Below are 14,527 nucleotides of genomic sequence, written 5' to 3'. Positions count from 1 at the left end.
ACGCGGGAGCTAACGGGACGTCACCATGGTCGCGGCGCTTACCCGCCCCTCTCTAGGCTCGCATGCGTGAGCCACTCGCCATCCACTGAGCCGGCCGACGCAGCCGGTGCAGCCAACGCGGCCGCCACGGCCGGTGCGACTGACGCCGCCAACGCAGCCTCCGACGGCAGCGCCTCCGACGCCGGGCAGCCGCGCCGGGTCCCGACGGCCGCACCGCAGAAGCCGAAGAAGAAGCGCCGGCGCGGCAAGCGCGGTTGGGTGCCCAACTATCACGGGGCATGGGGAATGCTCGTACTGCCGGCGGTGGTCGGCATCGTCGTAGGCGGCTGGAGCTGGATGGACGCCGTCGTCCTGCCCGCCTGGTGGAGCGCCTACTTCAGCTACTGGGTGCTGACCCAGTGGCTGCGCACCCGCAGTCCCCGCAAGCGCGCTCCACTGCGGACGCCGCTGGCCGTCTACTCGGCGATCACGCTAATCCTGGCGCTGATCTCCCTGGCCCGCGCCCCCTACCTCGTGGGCTGGGGGCTCCTTCTCGTCCCGCTCGCAGCAGTGGCGGTTCACCAGTCGTGGCGCGGCAAGGAGCGCTCTCTGCTCTCCGGGAGCGTCACCACGCTGGCGGCGTCCCTCATGGCTCTCGTCGTCTACGACCTGGGCACCGGAGGTCGCGGGGGCTGGCTCGGGCTGGGGCCGGAGGCGAGCGAGCTGCGCGGCCAGAGCCTGAACGGTTCGTTGACGGGTTGGCCGTGGATGTGGCTGCTCACCGGATTCCTCGCCGCCTACTTCGTCGGCGCAGTCCCCTATGTCAAGACAATGATACGCCGACGCGGTGACCCGCGAATGATCATCGGCTCGGTCGGCTTTCACTCCGCGGTGACGGCGGCCGCACTCGGCTGCGCGGCCGCCGGGCTCATGTCCTGGCTGCACGCGCTGGTCTGGGTTCTGCTGCTCCTGCGGGCCGTCGCGCTTCCCCTGCTCCAGCGCAGACGCATGGACAGCGGGCGGAAGCTCCTGCCCGTCAAACTCGTCGGACGCCTCGAGGTGGTCGCCTCCCTGCTCGTGCTGCTCGGCCTGCTACTGGGCTGACTGGGCCACCCGGGACGGACAGGCCCTTCACACCGGTCACGGCTCAGTCACATAATAGAATTGTGACCCCTGATACACCGAACTCTGCTCCTGTCCCCGTCTTCATACTCGTCTTCATGCCGGCCCCCGCACCGATCGGCGAGCCCGGCTCGTGAGCGCTCCGCACCCCGGCTCCACCGATGCCGCCCTTCCAGCCGGCTACCGCGGAATCCTGGCACTGCGCGCGCTGCGACTGGGCGCACTGATCACATGCGCCGCCCTCCTGGGCCTGCTCTGCGCCTGGCGTCAGGAGATCGGCCTGCTCAACCCTCACCGGGCGCTCACAATCCTGGCCTGCGTGGTGATGATCGTCGTCGACTGCGCGGCGGCGAGTAGTGAGCGGACTGAGTACAACACGAACAACACCAGGATCGCTGGGATAACAACGATCATCGCGATGACCGAGCTCATTGTCGTGGGGGCGGCGCTCGCGATGACGGTGCGTCTGGCGCGGGCGTGGTGGGCGGACTACCGGGAGACCACCATCACCTCTCCCGTGTACCTCATCGTCGCAGCCGCCCTCATCGCACTCGCTCTGCTCGTCGTGGCCGACATACGTCTGTATCGCGCCCGCAGGCGAATGGGTGCACGACGGCGGACGCCCAACGACCCGGCCCGCTGGCGGCGCCTGCGCGGACCCGCCGAAGCAGACCCGGCCCCCGAGGGAGCAAGCGAGCCCGACGCTCCGCCGACTCCGGCGACCCCGCCGACCCCACTGCCTCTGCGTTTCCGGGGCAGAGCCCTGCTCGCCGTCGTCGTCCTTCTGCCGATCCTGGCCCTGACCGCCGCCGCTCTAGCGCCCACCGCCCTGCTCAACCCGGCCGCCCGGACGACGGCGCCGGCCGACTCCGAGCCGCCCGCCCGTCCGACCGGCCCAGGCGGGGACAGCGGGAGCAGCGGGAGCAGTAAGAACGACAAGAACATCGACTGGACCTATAACGTCGGCACGTTCCTGGATGTCGTCGCGGGCACGGCCGGCCCGATCATCCTGACGCCCGAGGGCGTCACCGCGCTCAACGGGGAGGACGGCTCCGTCCGGTGGACCTACCAGCGCGACGCCGACTACGTGAACGGGCGCGGGAACTCCAGGGACAAAACCCTGATCATCAGTCCCGATGCCCGCCACGTCGCCATACGGATGAAGGGCCCGAGTCTGCACCACTCGCACATCGTCGTCTCGGTCATTCTCGACTCCGCCACGGGCGAGGTCACCGCCGAGCACCGGGGCACCGACGACGACTCCTTCCAGATAACCGATTCCCTCGCCGTCGACGGGGACGAGGCCTTCGCACTCGACGGCGGCAGAGTCCTGTGGACAATGCCGGAGGGCACATTCGGGCGGGGGCAGAACGGCTATTCGGGAACCGCCGGGCACACCGCCGTCATCGTGAGTGCGCAGAGGAGCTGCATCACCTCCAATGAGTTCTGCGCAATGACCAGTACGCTCCGCATCGCCCCCGATCACGACCCGACCGCAACCACCGACATCACCCATGTCCTGCGCGATCTCGAGCTGCAGCACAGCGTTGCGGAGGGCATCACGGTCGTGGGCGGCTGGGTGGCGCGCAGCACCGACGAGAAGGCACGAACGGTTCCGGACGGGAGTGCCGAGCCGGCCTGGGACGCGCAGGCGGTGAGCCTCGACGCCGTCGCCCTCGGCTGGGAGTACGCGCCGATCTCTCTGGGGAGCGCGAGCGGCGTCAACGCGGTCGCCTCATACGCCTCCCATACCCTGGTCACCGCCGCTGCGCTCGAAAGCCTTGCGAAGCGCAGCAGTATCGACGATCCCAAGGTGAACTGGGTCGAGACGGTCTTCGATCCGGCAACGGACATGGCAACCCCGGCCGTCGAGTCCTCCGGCCTGGCCGCCGCGAAAGTCAGCCTGCGCACCACGGTCGACAACACACAGGCCATAACCTCGGTAGCCATCGACCCCGCCGACGGCAGCGCCGGGACTTCGGCCCAGATTCCACCGGGAACCCTCTTCGCCCCGCAAAGGCACACTCTCTTTCCCGAGGAGGCGGAACCTCTCAATGCGGAACGCTCGGATATCACCGCCCTGACCGCCCCCGGGGCCACGGTCATTGTCCTCAGATCCATATTTCCGGACGTCGACGACCCGAAGGTCAGCGTCATCTACGGCATAGCAGGAGATGACTGATGACGAGCCGCCGTCTTTCACGCCTTCGCGCACTGCTGCGCTCCACGGTCTGCGTCCTCGCCGTCGTCGGGTGCGCACTGGGGGCGACCGGCTGCGACCCATCCACCAGCAGCGACGCGCAGAGTGAAGCGCCCAGTATCGAATCTGGTCCCGCCGACCTGGTCGATTCCTCGGGCTCCGATAGCGCGGGCTGGACGACGGGATTGGCCTTGTCCAGCGACACCCCGTGGTTCATCGCCACGGCGTCGGGGCCTGTGGCGATCCTGCGCGTAAGGTCCGAGGAATACTCCGGCCCCAACGATAAGACCGTTCTGGCCGCGCTCGACCCGCAGGACGGCTCGCTGCGCTGGTCGCTCACCATCACGCCTGCGATTGAATCATTGGAGAGCTCCCCCTTAAGAAACCCGTCGATTCCTCAACGCGTAGCGATGGACAATATCGAATTGGTCGGGTCTCCCGGCCCTGTCGTCACCAGTCCCAACGGCCAATACATCTCCCTCCAGCTCAATTCGAACGAGTCCTCGACAATCGCCGGCACCCGCGCCGGCATCCTGGTTCTGGACGCCGCTACGGGCGAGACGGTGCGCACCCTCGAGACCACCGGCCTGGTCCTGGGGCAGGCCTTGACCGATTCCGACTTGTTCGTCCAAACCGCGCAGGACTATGTGCCGGCGGGCAGCGGCACCCTCACCGTCGCCCGGCTGGATGAGCCGGAGGCCGAGCCGAGTACCCTGCGCACCGACCAGTGGCTCGTGGGCGCCACGGCCGACGCCGTTCTCCTGGCTCCCGATGGCCTCTCCGGCTTCTGCCCGCCGTGCACCAGCGCCACGATCACCGAGATGTCCGCAAGCGGCGAGACTCTGGCGACTATTCCGTATGTCTACCGAATTCTGAGCGCCGGGCGCGTCGAGCGCTACACCGACCCGGCGGCCGCCAATGATGCCGTCGGCGGCCCCGGGAAAGACTTGGCCTGGGCGGCGACTAGCCGGGAGATCCTCAATGTCTCCACCGGTACCACCACCGATATCACCGGCTTCGCCACCGCCCCCGCCCCTCTCATCCTGACGGATGGCCCCGGCGTCCTCCTCAACCGCGTTGTCGAGGCCGAGCCCGACAAGGACGGCTCGCCGCGCTTCGATCAGCACTCGGCCGCTTGGATCGGCGCCCCCGCCGACGGCGGGGCCGTGCACACCGAACCCGTCACCGACGTCAAGGACCGCTACCGAACCTCCAAGTTCGTCAAACCTGAGGACCACATGGACGTGACTCTCAGCCCGACCCCCATGGAGGCCCCATGACCTCACCGCCTGACCAGCCCAGTCAGTCCGTCAAGGCCCGCAGCGACGAGCGCCCGCGGCCGCTGCTCCACAAGCTGCTGACTGCGGCCTCCATTACCTGCCTGAGCGCGGGAGTGGGTTTGACTCTCGTCCCGATCGTGGCGCACCTCATGTCGGCCCTGGGCGTCCGGCCCATCGCCATGCTGGGCGGCGACCTTCCCGGCCGGGAGCGCGATCTCTTCTGCAGCGGCCTCGCCATCCTGCTGAGCTGCGCGGTCGTCCTGGCCATGCAGCTGTGGATCCGGCGGGACCCCTTGACCAGGTCCTCGGCGGGCTCCGCCGCATTCGGCATCAATCTCCTAGACTTCTCCGCCCTGGTGGGCGCCGTCGTCATCCTGGCGGACTTAGCCCCCGCCCACTATCTGGGAGCCCGCTTCCTCATCGTCGGCGGCTTCCTGTTGGCGCTCGGCATTGTGCTCCTACCGCCGAGGCCGCGGGAATGGCCACCGCAACCTCCGCAACCCGCCGACGACGGCGGGCCGAGCCCGTTGCAGATCTTCAGCCGCACCCTGCACGATCTGCGCACCCTGCACGGCCTGCGCAGTCTGCGCAGTCTGCGCAGTCCTCGCCTCTGGATCCGCGTCGCGGCGATCACCGGGGTGATCGTTCTTACCATCGTCTCCGCCGAGGTCTACAGCGCACGGGTATCGCCCACGCGAGCATTCAGCGCCTCCGAGTCGCGTCCCTCGGGCAGCGGGCCGGACCTATTCGCCCGTACCAGCGACTCGGGCACGTGGACCGTCCAGTTCAAGCAGTCGTTGTTCATCGACTATGCCGTCACTGCGGCCGGGCCGATCGCCCTGTCGGCCCCGAAGGAGGAGGACACGTCGGACAGCAGGAACAGCGCAGTATCGACATACGAGTCCCGCCGACTCGACACATTGACCGTCACCCTGCTCGATCCGACTGATGGCTCCCCGCAGTGGAGTCTGGAACTCACCAGTCCCACGAGACTATCCACTGGAGACACCTCACGTTCTGGTTCCTCTCACAATCTCTCCGACTATCTACCCACCAGTTTCCCCAACGAGGACAATCCGGCCATTGGCAGGATGGTCACAGATCCCGACGGACAACTACTCGCCATCCGCCTCAAACCCACCTGGAATAAATCCGCCAAAGAATGGATCACGCCCATTGCCGTCATCGATCTGACGAGCGGCGGAATAGTGGGGAGCGCAGAGATCCAGGGCGAGATCGTCAGCACCGTCCTGACCTCGGACACCCTGGCAATCCAAACCGCGGACGATTCCCCCCTGGAAACCGGCGGAACCATCCTCACCTACTCCTTGAACAGGGAGAATGGTTATGCGGACTTTCAGAGCACAGCGAAGGTGAGCACCTGGCTGGTGGGCGCCACCCGCGACCGCCTCCTGCTATCCGATCAATCGCCGTACAGCATTCACGACCCTAACAGCCCTAAGGAAGGACGGGCAGCCACCGTCACCCTGGCGACCCCGGCCAGAGTAGACGAGGCATCCAAAATCACCGGTGTTCGCAACATCTTCCCGGGCGGATGGGTGGAGCTCCTCTCCGGCCCCGAGCAGCAGACCCGAGAGCTGGTCGATCTCAATACCGATCAGAGAATCGATATCACCGGAATGACGGCCGAGTCTCTGGACACGAATACTGGAAACCAGGTGGAGCTCATCCAGAAGGAGCCCGGAACCAACAACAAGACCACGGTCGGCAATATCAATATCAGCACCCCGGCGACCAGTGCGCCCACTATTGAATCCCCTGACTCCCCTGGTTCAGTTCTTCGGATAACCGACAAAATGAAAGTGGACTCCACCTATACCGACTCGCTGATCACCGATGTATCGCGACAGCGCTTTGATCTCTACGCGATCCCGAAAGAGGCGGATTCATGAGCGACTCTCCCGACAGCGGTGCCGCGAACCCCGAGGGCACCGAGGACACTGCGAACATTGCGAACACTGCGAACACAAAGAGCACCGCGAGCGCCCCTGATGCCGCCGACGCCGTCGAGCCTGACACCGGCGACGCCGTCGAGCCCGCCGCCGACTCCGCAACGAGCACGCCCGCGCCCATCCCGGTATCCCCAACCACCGATCTGATGCGCGGTATCCGACAGGGCGCCGCCCTGAGCGCGACGGCCTTCGCATGCGCGGCCTTCCTGGTGCACCGCTACATGGAGCCCGCCATTCCGCCGCCCGGCAAGGGAGGGATGGTGCTTCTGATCTCGCAATGCCTCATCGGGTTCGTCGCGTGGAGAATCGGCCGCAGCCGCTGGGAGCCCACGTCGCGCCTGATGATCTGCGTCCTGACCGGAACCCTCGGGATCGGGGCAGTGGGCGCACTCATCTCCTGGACGTTCTTCTCCATCCGCGGCTCGCGGACCATCACGGGCGGGCTCGCAGCATGCGCCGTCGCCTCCCTGACCATCGCCCTGACCCTCGACCTCCTCCTGTGCCGCAGGGCAGGCGATGCGATTCCGCGCCCCAAGGGCGCGGAGGCATGGCGGTCCATACCGCTGGGGCGGCGCGGCCGCCTCGGCCTGCTGGGAGCAGTGGCGGCCCTCCTGGTTCCGGTGCTGGCCGCCGCGGCTCCGACACTGCTCCCGGATCCGGTCACGCGGACGACGGCGCCCGCACAGTCGGACGATCAGCTGCCCGCCACCCCCGCATCCGTGTCGGGACAGGTCGCCTGGCAGCTCGCCATGGATGAGCCCGTCGTCGATATCGCCGCGGGCAAGGCGGGGCCGGTCCTGATCACCGACAACGGACTCATCGGCCTGAACGGGGATGACGGCTCCACACTGTGGTCCTACCGGCGTGCCCGCGGCGTCGTCGGGAGAATCGGCGCGCCCGAGCCGAAAGCCAGGAGCCGCTCGTCCACGAGCGACGAGGAACCGCCTGTCATACGTTCGGTGACCAGCCCGGACGGCAGTCGCATCGCCATCGCTCTGGCGATCACTCCCACAATGGGCAGCAGCATCAGGGTGCTCACCCTTGTTCTGGATACCGTCACCGGTCGCGTCATCATGGAGCACGCCGGGAACCGCCCCCGGGAATCCGCCAGTCCCAAGACTCCCGATAAGGGCGGGCGCGCCTACGATCCCGATGAGATAACCCCCACCGAGGCCGACGACATCGACGAGGCCATGCCCGCCATTCAGATGACCGACTCGGTGGTCCTCATCGATACCCAGGCCTTCTCCCTAGCAGACGGCTCATTCATGTGGGAGTTGGACCTGAAGCAGGACTCCGACAAGCGCTACCGCTTCTCCGGGACGGCCGGTCACCACACCTTGATCACAAAGAAAGCCTGCGAGAACGGCCATGAGGACGATCCGAGACCGAGCGCATGCGACCTGACTCTCATCAACGACGACGACCCGGACTCCGAGCATCTCCTGATGAACGTGGTCGGCAGCCCGGAGGACGGACTCACCGTGGTGGACGGATGGGTCGTGCGCTACTCCGACCGGGACGCCAACGCATCGCGAGCCGACTCCGGCTCGCGTGAGACCGCCATGGAGGCCTTGGACATCGATTCCCTCAGCGGCGACGTGACGAAGACCGTCCCCGAGGACGCGCGCGTCGTCGAGCTCGGGGAGTTCGGAGGCCCGGATCCCTGGAGCTCGCGCTCCTTCATCGCGCTGCGCCGGGCGCCCAAGACGGAGGATCTCGGGCAAGGCCGTGGACTGTCGATCGCAGCACTGTTCGATCCCTCCACAGGCACGCTCACGCCAGTTGCCGAGGGCGCGCAGTACCAGATGAGTACCCATGATCATCGGCCTGCGGGCTGGGCGACGGCGGATACAGCAGTCGCCGTATCGGCTCCTTCCGACTCTCATGACCAGCCCACGGGCTTGGCGCTGACCCGCCCCGACGGATCAGCGGCGGTGACAGTGGAATCGGAGGCCCTGCTGCACGCCGGCGACTCTGAAATGAACCAGCCGCAGGCGATCGCCGCGCCTGGAGCAGTAGTCATGTGGAGCACCTTCTGGGATGCGTGGGACAGCTCCGGCAACGACACCAGCTCCAAGAAGGCCACCCTCATCTACGGCCTGCGCTGACGGATTCAGCGGGGCATTCAGTAGGCTGCCCACGTGACCCAGCAGCGCCCCTCGGAACCTTCCGACCACCATATCGAGTACGTCTCCGGCGACCCGACCCCGGAGGGCGCCCCGGTCGAGAGGGCCGGGGAAGCTGGAGAGGCCGAAGGGGCGGCCTCGGCAGGGACGGGCGCAGCAGGAGCAGCCTCGGCGGGGGCGGCCCCCTCCGCCTCCTCCGGCGCCTCCTCCGGTCCGGATGCCGTCGCGAACCCGGACGCCGCCCCCGCCGCGGAGCAGAGGCCGCGCACCGGTATTCCCCATCAGCAGTCCCGACCGGGTCCCGACGACGACATCATGCTCGCCACCGGCAAGCCCCGCCGTCCCGCCAGCACGCGCGCGGGCGAGACCTTCGTCCAGTCCGAGCGGCGCAAGCAGGAGAAGATCCGCCGTCAGCCGGGCCGGCGCGCCTGGGTCCCGGGCCAGCACGGCGCCTGGTCGATGCTGGTGATGCCGGCGATCGTCGGCTGGGTCGTGGGCGGTTTCAGCTGGGTCAACCTGCTGTTCATCCCGTCCTGGTGGGGCGCCTACCTCACTTATTGGGCTTGGTCGCAGTGGTTGCGCACCCGGTCCGCGCGCAAGCGCGCGCTGCTCCTCATCCCCCTGGTGATGTACACCGGATGGACCGGCATGCTCGGGCTGCTGACCCTGGTCGTGGCCCCGCACCTGCTGCAGTGGGCGGTGCCCATGCTGCCGCTGTTCGCGATCGCGCTGTGGGAGGTGTGGCGCGGACGCGAGCGCTCACTGCCCTCCGGACTGGCGACGGCGGCGGCGGCGAGCCTGATCGCCGCGGTCACCTACAGCCTGGCCGTGCGGGGCGCGGGCGGATTCCTCGGGACCGGTGGCAACGACGCCGGGCTGCCCGGCATGAGCCCCAACGGTCAGCTGGTGGGCTGGCCGTGGATGTGGCTGGTGACGGCCTCGACGGCGGCGTACTTCTGCGGGACGGTGCCGTACATCAAGTCGATGATCCGCGAGCGCTTCAACAACCGGCTCCTGGCCGCGACGGTGGCGGCGCATACGGTCGTGGCGGCCGGAGCCGTGTGGCTGGCGGTCGGCGGGTGGCTGCCGTGGATGCACGCGGCGCTCTGGGTAGTGCTGGCGGTGAGGTCCCTGGTCATGCCGCGCTGGCAGTGGAAGCTGGTCAAGCAGCGCCACCGGCCGCTGCGTCCGGGGACGATGGGTCTGGTCGAGGTGGTGCTCGAGCTGGTCTTCCTGATCTCGATCACCACCGGCTAACCGGCTGCACTCAGCTTATTCGCCGAGATCGGTCGTAACCCGCGTCGAGATCGGTCGTATTCCGGCTCGAGATCGGTCGCACTCCGCGTCGAGATCGGTCGCACTCCGCGTCGAGATCGGTTGTACTCCGGCTCGAGATCGGTCCGTATTGAATGCGGCGAGCGCATGCCGTCTAGCCCAGGAAATCTCAGTAACCACCCACCAACCCTGAGACCACCCCACCACAATCACCACATCTGAGACACTCGAACTGTCTCAGATGTCCTGACACACCACAATCTCGACGCAGAACCGGACCGATCTCGACACGGAACCGGACCGATCTCGACGCGGAAGCGGACCGATCTCGCGGAAAGGAGCCGGAGGAGGTCAGCCGCGCGGGCCCCTCCAGGCGGCTGCGGCGTCGAGCACCCGGTCGTTCTCCTCGCTCGTGCCCACCGAGATGCGCACGCCCTCCCCGGCGAAGGGGCGCACGAGCACCCCGGCGGATGCGAAATGCTCCGCCAGGCGCGCCGTCGCCTCCCCCACGCCGAGCCAGTAGAAGTTCCCCTGAGCATCGGGCACCGCCCACCCCCGCTCGCGCAGCGCCGACACCACGCGCTCCCGCTCATCGACCACCGCGCCCGCCCGCCGTGCGGTCTCGACCAGCGCCTCGGGCCGACTCGCCGCCATGGCCGCGGCCTGCGCCGCGAGCCCCACCCCGAAGGGAGTCGCCACGCTGCGGACGGCGCTGATGATCGCGGGAGCCCCCACCAGGTAGCCCACCCGCATTCCGGCCAAGGCGTGCGCTTTGGAGAAGGTCCGCGACACGACCAGGTTCGGGTGGCGGTCCAGCAGCGTCAGCGCGTCCCCGACGGCGGCGTCGGTGACGAAGTCGAGGTAGGCCTCGTCCACGAGCACGAGCACCCGCTCGGGCACGCCGTCGAGCAGTGCGGCCAGTTCGGCGCCGGTCAGGGCCGGCCCGGTCGGGTTGTTGGGCGTGCAGGCGATGACGACGCGGGTGCGCGGCGTGACGGCCGCGATCATGGCGGCGACGTCGTGGCGGCCGTCGGCGGTCAGCGGCACCGCGATGGCCCGCGCCCCGGCGACGGCGATACAGATCGGGTATGCCTCGAAGGAGCGCCACGGCACGACGACGTCGTCCCCCTCGTCGCACACGGCGTCGAGCACGTGCTGGATGAGGGCCACCGACCCGTTGCCGACGACGATCTGCTCGGCGTCCACCCCGTGCCGCCGGGCGAGAGCCGCGATAAGTGAGTCTGCAGCCATCTCGGGGTAGCGGTTGGCGCCGGACGCGGCCTCGACCATGGCCTCCAGCACCGCGGGCTGGGGCGGGTAGGGGAGCTCGTTGCTGGAGAGCTTGGCCGTGCGGCCGGCGCCGGGGCGCGCCCCGGGCACATAGCCGGGCAGGGAGAGGACGGCGTCGCGGATGTGGACGGGGGTGCCGGGGGTGCCAAGGGCGCCGGGGGTTCCGGCTGGTTCCGTGCTGCTCATGGGCGCATCCTCCCACTGGGGAGTGCGAGTGGGCCGGAGTAGCCGCCTGGGGAGACCAGATGCGCCGGCGTCGGCCTGATCCGTCGGCGGTGGCGCCCGGTCATTCGATTGCCCGACGGCGGACTCGAAGATATCATAGTTCTATGACTATTGAACTGACGGGGGTGCCGACCGCTTCGAACTGGGACGAGGACATGCAGGTCAAGGTGTTCAAGGCCCTGTCCGACCCGGTGCGCCTCCAGATCCTCCGCTACCTCAAGCGGGTCGGCCGGGGCGTCACCTGCAGCGAGATCGGAGAGGTCATCGATATCAGCAAGTCGGCCGGCTCCTACCATTTCAAGACCCTGCGGGAGGCCGGACTCACCATCACCGAGAAGAAGTCCCGCGAGAAGTACGTCTCCATCAATCTCAAGACCCTGAACGATTACGTGACGCACTTCGTCGATCTTCTGTAAGTCCCACATCGAGCCCGCAGAGCCCAGCGCACCCGCCACATCGCACATCCGCCGCCGGGCCCACCGCAAGCTCACCAAAAGATCACCACGAGATCTGCCGCAAAGTTCGCTACGGGACCCACCATGCCGCCGCAGAACCCGCCGCCAAGGTCGCCGCAGAGCCCGCCACACGACCCGGTCCGCTGCAAACGTCGAACCCCGCCGCAGCATCCGCCGCGACTCCATCTGCGGGTGGAGGCACGCATCGCAGACATCGAGATGCATCAGGCCACCGCCCCTGACCCGCCTGCGGGCGGAGACGCGGACCGATCCACAGCGGAGGACCGACAACAGAGGCACAGCCGCCCGCGGGTGGAGGCACGCGCGCACCGACCCCGGATCAGCGGTGCACCCTAAGAAACAGTTCAATAATATTTGAACCATTGAAATGACTGCGAGAGGATACTCAAAGATGTCGGACATTCAGAAGAAGGTCGGCGCCGCCGGCGATGCCGACAGGACAGGCAGCACTGGCGGAGCCGGCAGAGCCGATACCGCCGGATATGCCTGGGTCCTGGCCCTGACGTCGCTCGGCTTCTTCATGGCCATGATGGATTCGATGATCGTCACGACCGCCTCGACGGCGATCCGTGACGACTTCGACGCGAGCGTCGGGCAGCTGCAGTGGACGCTCAACGCCTACAACGTCGCCGTGGAGGCCTTCCTCCTCATCGGGGTCGCAATCGGAGGCAGGATCGGACACCGCAGGCTCTACACCATCGGCCTGCTCCTCTTCGTCATCGGGTCCGTGGCCTGCGCCCTGTCGCCGAGTCTCGGCGCCCTCATCGCCTCGCGCGTCCTGCAGGGAATCGGCGCATCGGTCATGACACCCATGTCCATGGCCATCCTCTTCGCCGCATCTCCTCCGTCCCGACGAGGCCGGGCCCTGGGGATCTGGAGCGGAGTCGGCGGTCTGGCGCTGATCATCGGTCCCGCACTCGGTGGTGCGATCGTCTCGCAGCTGGGCTGGCAGTGGGTGTTCTGGATCAACGTCCCCATCGGTCTGATCGGCATGCACCTGTCCCACCGGAGGCTCCCCGAATCCGAGGCCGGCGGGAGACTGCCGAACGCCCTTGATTCCGTCCTCGTCGTCGCCTCCTCGGGAGGAATCATCTGGGCACTGTCCGAGAGCATCTTCCCAGCCGGCCGCACCAGCGCGCTGGTCGTCGGCACGGCCGGCATCGCGCTGGGATCCGTGTTCGTGCTTCGGCAGCGAAAGTCGTCCGCACCGATGATCCCTTTGTCGCTCTTCGCGTCGTCGACCTTCAGCGGCGGCGTTGCGGGGACATTCCTGCTCTACGCCGCGATGTACGGGGTCGTCTTCCTCCTGCCCCAGTATCTTCAGACGGTCACCGGCGCGAACGCCCTGACCGCCGGCATGGAGATACTCCCGTGGACGGGCACTCTCGTGATCGTCTCGCCCTTCGCCGGGCGAGCGGTCGACAGATTCGGAGAGCGGCCCGTAGCCATCATCAGCCTGCTCCTCCAGGCGATCGGATACGTCTGGATCGCCGCAATCCTGTCCCCAGACACGGACTACCGCGCCATGATCACGCCCCTGGTGATCTCCGGGGCCGGCATATCCATGGCCGGGCCCGCACTGCAGAAGGCGGTCCTGGGCGCCGTCGACCCGACGCGCACGGGCATCGCCTCCGGAGTCTTCAACACATTCCGCCAGCTCGGCGGGGCCGTGGGCACATCGATCGCCGTGATCCTCTTCTACGCATTCGGCGAGCTGACCCCCGACTCGGCCTTCGCCCGCGGTTTCAGCGCAGCGCTCATCGGATCTGCTCTCCTGACGCTCCTCGGCAGCGTGAGCGCCGCCGCTCTGCGGCCCTCGAAAACCCCATGACACCGAGGAGTTCGAGTACCCCGGGAGCACCGAGGGCACCGCGCCAAGCCATCGTCCGCGACCGGACCCGCCGCCTGTTCGTGAGTATCGTCTGCGCCCCGCACGAGCCCCGCCGTCCGTCGTCGGGAACCAGCGGCCGGGCGCGACGAGCAGCAGACCGGCAGATGGGGCGTGTCGAGGGCGCAGAGCGAGGGCGCAGAGAACGATCCCGGCAGCGACGGAGGCGCCGCGACCGACAGGCCTCCGCCCTCCCCCAGCGCCGCACACAGCCCCGTCTTGGGAGGGCGCGCACAGCCCCGCCACAGGAGGGCATGGAAGAATAAGTTTATGGAGTTTCTCGTACGTGCGATCGGCAATGCGGCCGGCCTGTGGCTGGCGGTCACCTTCATCAAGGGGATGGACGTGCCGGGCACACCGACCACGCTCATGACAGTCGTCAACCTGCTCGTGGTCGGCCTCGTCCTGGCACTGGTGAACTCACTGATCAAGCCCGTGGCGAAGTTCGTCGCCTTTCCGCTGTACGTCCTGACGTTCGGGCTGTTCGCCCTGGTCGTCAACGGGGCGATGCTGATGCTCACGAGTGCCATCACGGACCGGCTGGTCGGTGTCGGGGCGGAGGCGGGGGTCACCCTGGGCCTGCATGTGGGCTCCTTCGGGACGGCGGTTCTCGGCTCGATCGTGGTCTCGATCGTCTCGGCACTGGTGGTGGGCGTGCTCGGCTCGCGCGAGCGGGACGACTAGCGGGGT

Annotated in this window: 10 protein-coding genes; 9 read left to right on the top strand and 1 reads right to left on the bottom strand. The window is 67.8% G+C overall.

Going from position 1 to position 14,527, the window contains the following annotated elements; genetic code table 11:
- The first annotated feature begins 66 nt into the window (after positions 1 to 66).
- From W5W_RS0102930 to W5W_RS14475, 6 genes are all read left to right on the top strand, one after another.
- A complete protein-coding gene (locus tag W5W_RS0102930) occupies positions 67 to 1,083 on the top strand; it encodes a YwiC-like family protein (RefSeq protein ID WP_017194278.1) in 1,017 nt (338 codons plus the stop codon).
- A 151-nt stretch (positions 1,084 to 1,234) separates the two neighbouring features.
- Positions 1,235 to 3,283, top strand: coding sequence for a hypothetical protein (locus W5W_RS0102925; RefSeq protein ID WP_017194277.1), 2,049 nt, complete (start codon positions 1,235 to 1,237; stop codon positions 3,281 to 3,283).
- Positions 3,283 to 4,581: a hypothetical protein gene (locus W5W_RS0102920; RefSeq protein WP_017194276.1), complete on the top strand. Its 1,299-nt coding sequence runs from the start codon at positions 3,283 to 3,285 to the stop codon at positions 4,579 to 4,581. Before W5W_RS0102925 ends, W5W_RS0102920 begins: the two co-directional genes overlap by 1 nt.
- Positions 4,578 to 6,494, top strand: coding sequence for a hypothetical protein (locus W5W_RS0102915; RefSeq protein WP_017194275.1), 1,917 nt, complete (start codon positions 4,578 to 4,580; stop codon positions 6,492 to 6,494). The genes W5W_RS0102920 and W5W_RS0102915 overlap by 4 nt, the downstream gene beginning before the upstream one ends.
- Complete coding sequence (locus W5W_RS0102910) at positions 6,491 to 8,665, top strand: hypothetical protein (RefSeq protein WP_017194274.1); 2,175 nt, start codon at positions 6,491 to 6,493, stop codon at positions 8,663 to 8,665. Before W5W_RS0102915 ends, W5W_RS0102910 begins: the two co-directional genes overlap by 4 nt.
- A gap of 33 nt (positions 8,666 to 8,698) precedes the next feature.
- Positions 8,699 to 9,940, top strand: a complete 1,242-nt coding sequence (locus tag W5W_RS14475; protein ID WP_017194273.1) for a YwiC-like family protein — start codon at positions 8,699 to 8,701, stop codon at positions 9,938 to 9,940.
- A gap of 369 nt (positions 9,941 to 10,309) precedes the next feature.
- On the opposite strand, the gene hisC is transcribed toward W5W_RS14475, so the two are convergent.
- A complete protein-coding gene (hisC, locus tag W5W_RS0102900; RefSeq protein WP_017194272.1) occupies positions 10,310 to 11,434 on the bottom strand; it encodes a histidinol-phosphate transaminase in 1,125 nt (374 codons plus the stop codon).
- Positions 11,435 to 11,577: 143 nt separating this feature from the next.
- On the opposite strand from hisC, the gene W5W_RS0102895 reads away from it, so the two are divergent.
- From W5W_RS0102895 to W5W_RS0102885, 3 genes are all read left to right on the top strand, one after another.
- Entirely contained in the window at positions 11,578 to 11,889 is a 312-nt protein-coding gene (locus W5W_RS0102895) for an ArsR/SmtB family transcription factor (protein WP_017194271.1), read from the top strand.
- A gap of 451 nt (positions 11,890 to 12,340) precedes the next feature.
- Positions 12,341 to 13,780, top strand: a complete 1,440-nt coding sequence (locus W5W_RS0102890; protein WP_017194270.1) for a DHA2 family efflux MFS transporter permease subunit — start codon at positions 12,341 to 12,343, stop codon at positions 13,778 to 13,780.
- Positions 13,781 to 14,107: 327 nt separating this feature from the next.
- Positions 14,108 to 14,521: a phage holin family protein gene (locus W5W_RS0102885; RefSeq protein ID WP_017194269.1), complete on the top strand. Its 414-nt coding sequence runs from the start codon at positions 14,108 to 14,110 to the stop codon at positions 14,519 to 14,521.
- Positions 14,522 to 14,527: the final 6 nt, after the last annotated feature.

Source organism: Actinomyces massiliensis 4401292 (genome assembly GCF_000269805.1).
GTDB classification, from domain to species: domain Bacteria; phylum Actinomycetota; class Actinomycetes; order Actinomycetales; family Actinomycetaceae; genus Actinomyces; species Actinomyces massiliensis.
The sequence above is the reverse complement of the archived record's forward strand: the minus strand, read 5'-3'. Positions and strand labels throughout refer to the sequence as shown.

Coding starts and splice junctions, on each gene's coding strand:
- W5W_RS0102895 (WP_017194271.1), top strand. CDS start 11,578: ATGACTATTGAACTGACGGGGGTGCCGACCGCTTCGAACTGGGACGAG.
- hisC (WP_017194272.1), bottom strand. CDS start 11,434: ATGAGCAGCACGGAACCAGCCGGAACCCCCGGCGCCCTTGGCACCCCC.
- W5W_RS0102920 (WP_017194276.1), top strand. CDS start 3,283: ATGACGAGCCGCCGTCTTTCACGCCTTCGCGCACTGCTGCGCTCCACG.
- W5W_RS0102890 (WP_017194270.1), top strand. CDS start 12,341: ATGTCGGACATTCAGAAGAAGGTCGGCGCCGCCGGCGATGCCGACAGG.
- W5W_RS0102910 (WP_017194274.1), top strand. CDS start 6,491: ATGAGCGACTCTCCCGACAGCGGTGCCGCGAACCCCGAGGGCACCGAG.
- W5W_RS0102915 (WP_017194275.1), top strand. CDS start 4,578: ATGACCTCACCGCCTGACCAGCCCAGTCAGTCCGTCAAGGCCCGCAGC.
- W5W_RS0102885 (WP_017194269.1), top strand. CDS start 14,108: ATGGAGTTTCTCGTACGTGCGATCGGCAATGCGGCCGGCCTGTGGCTG.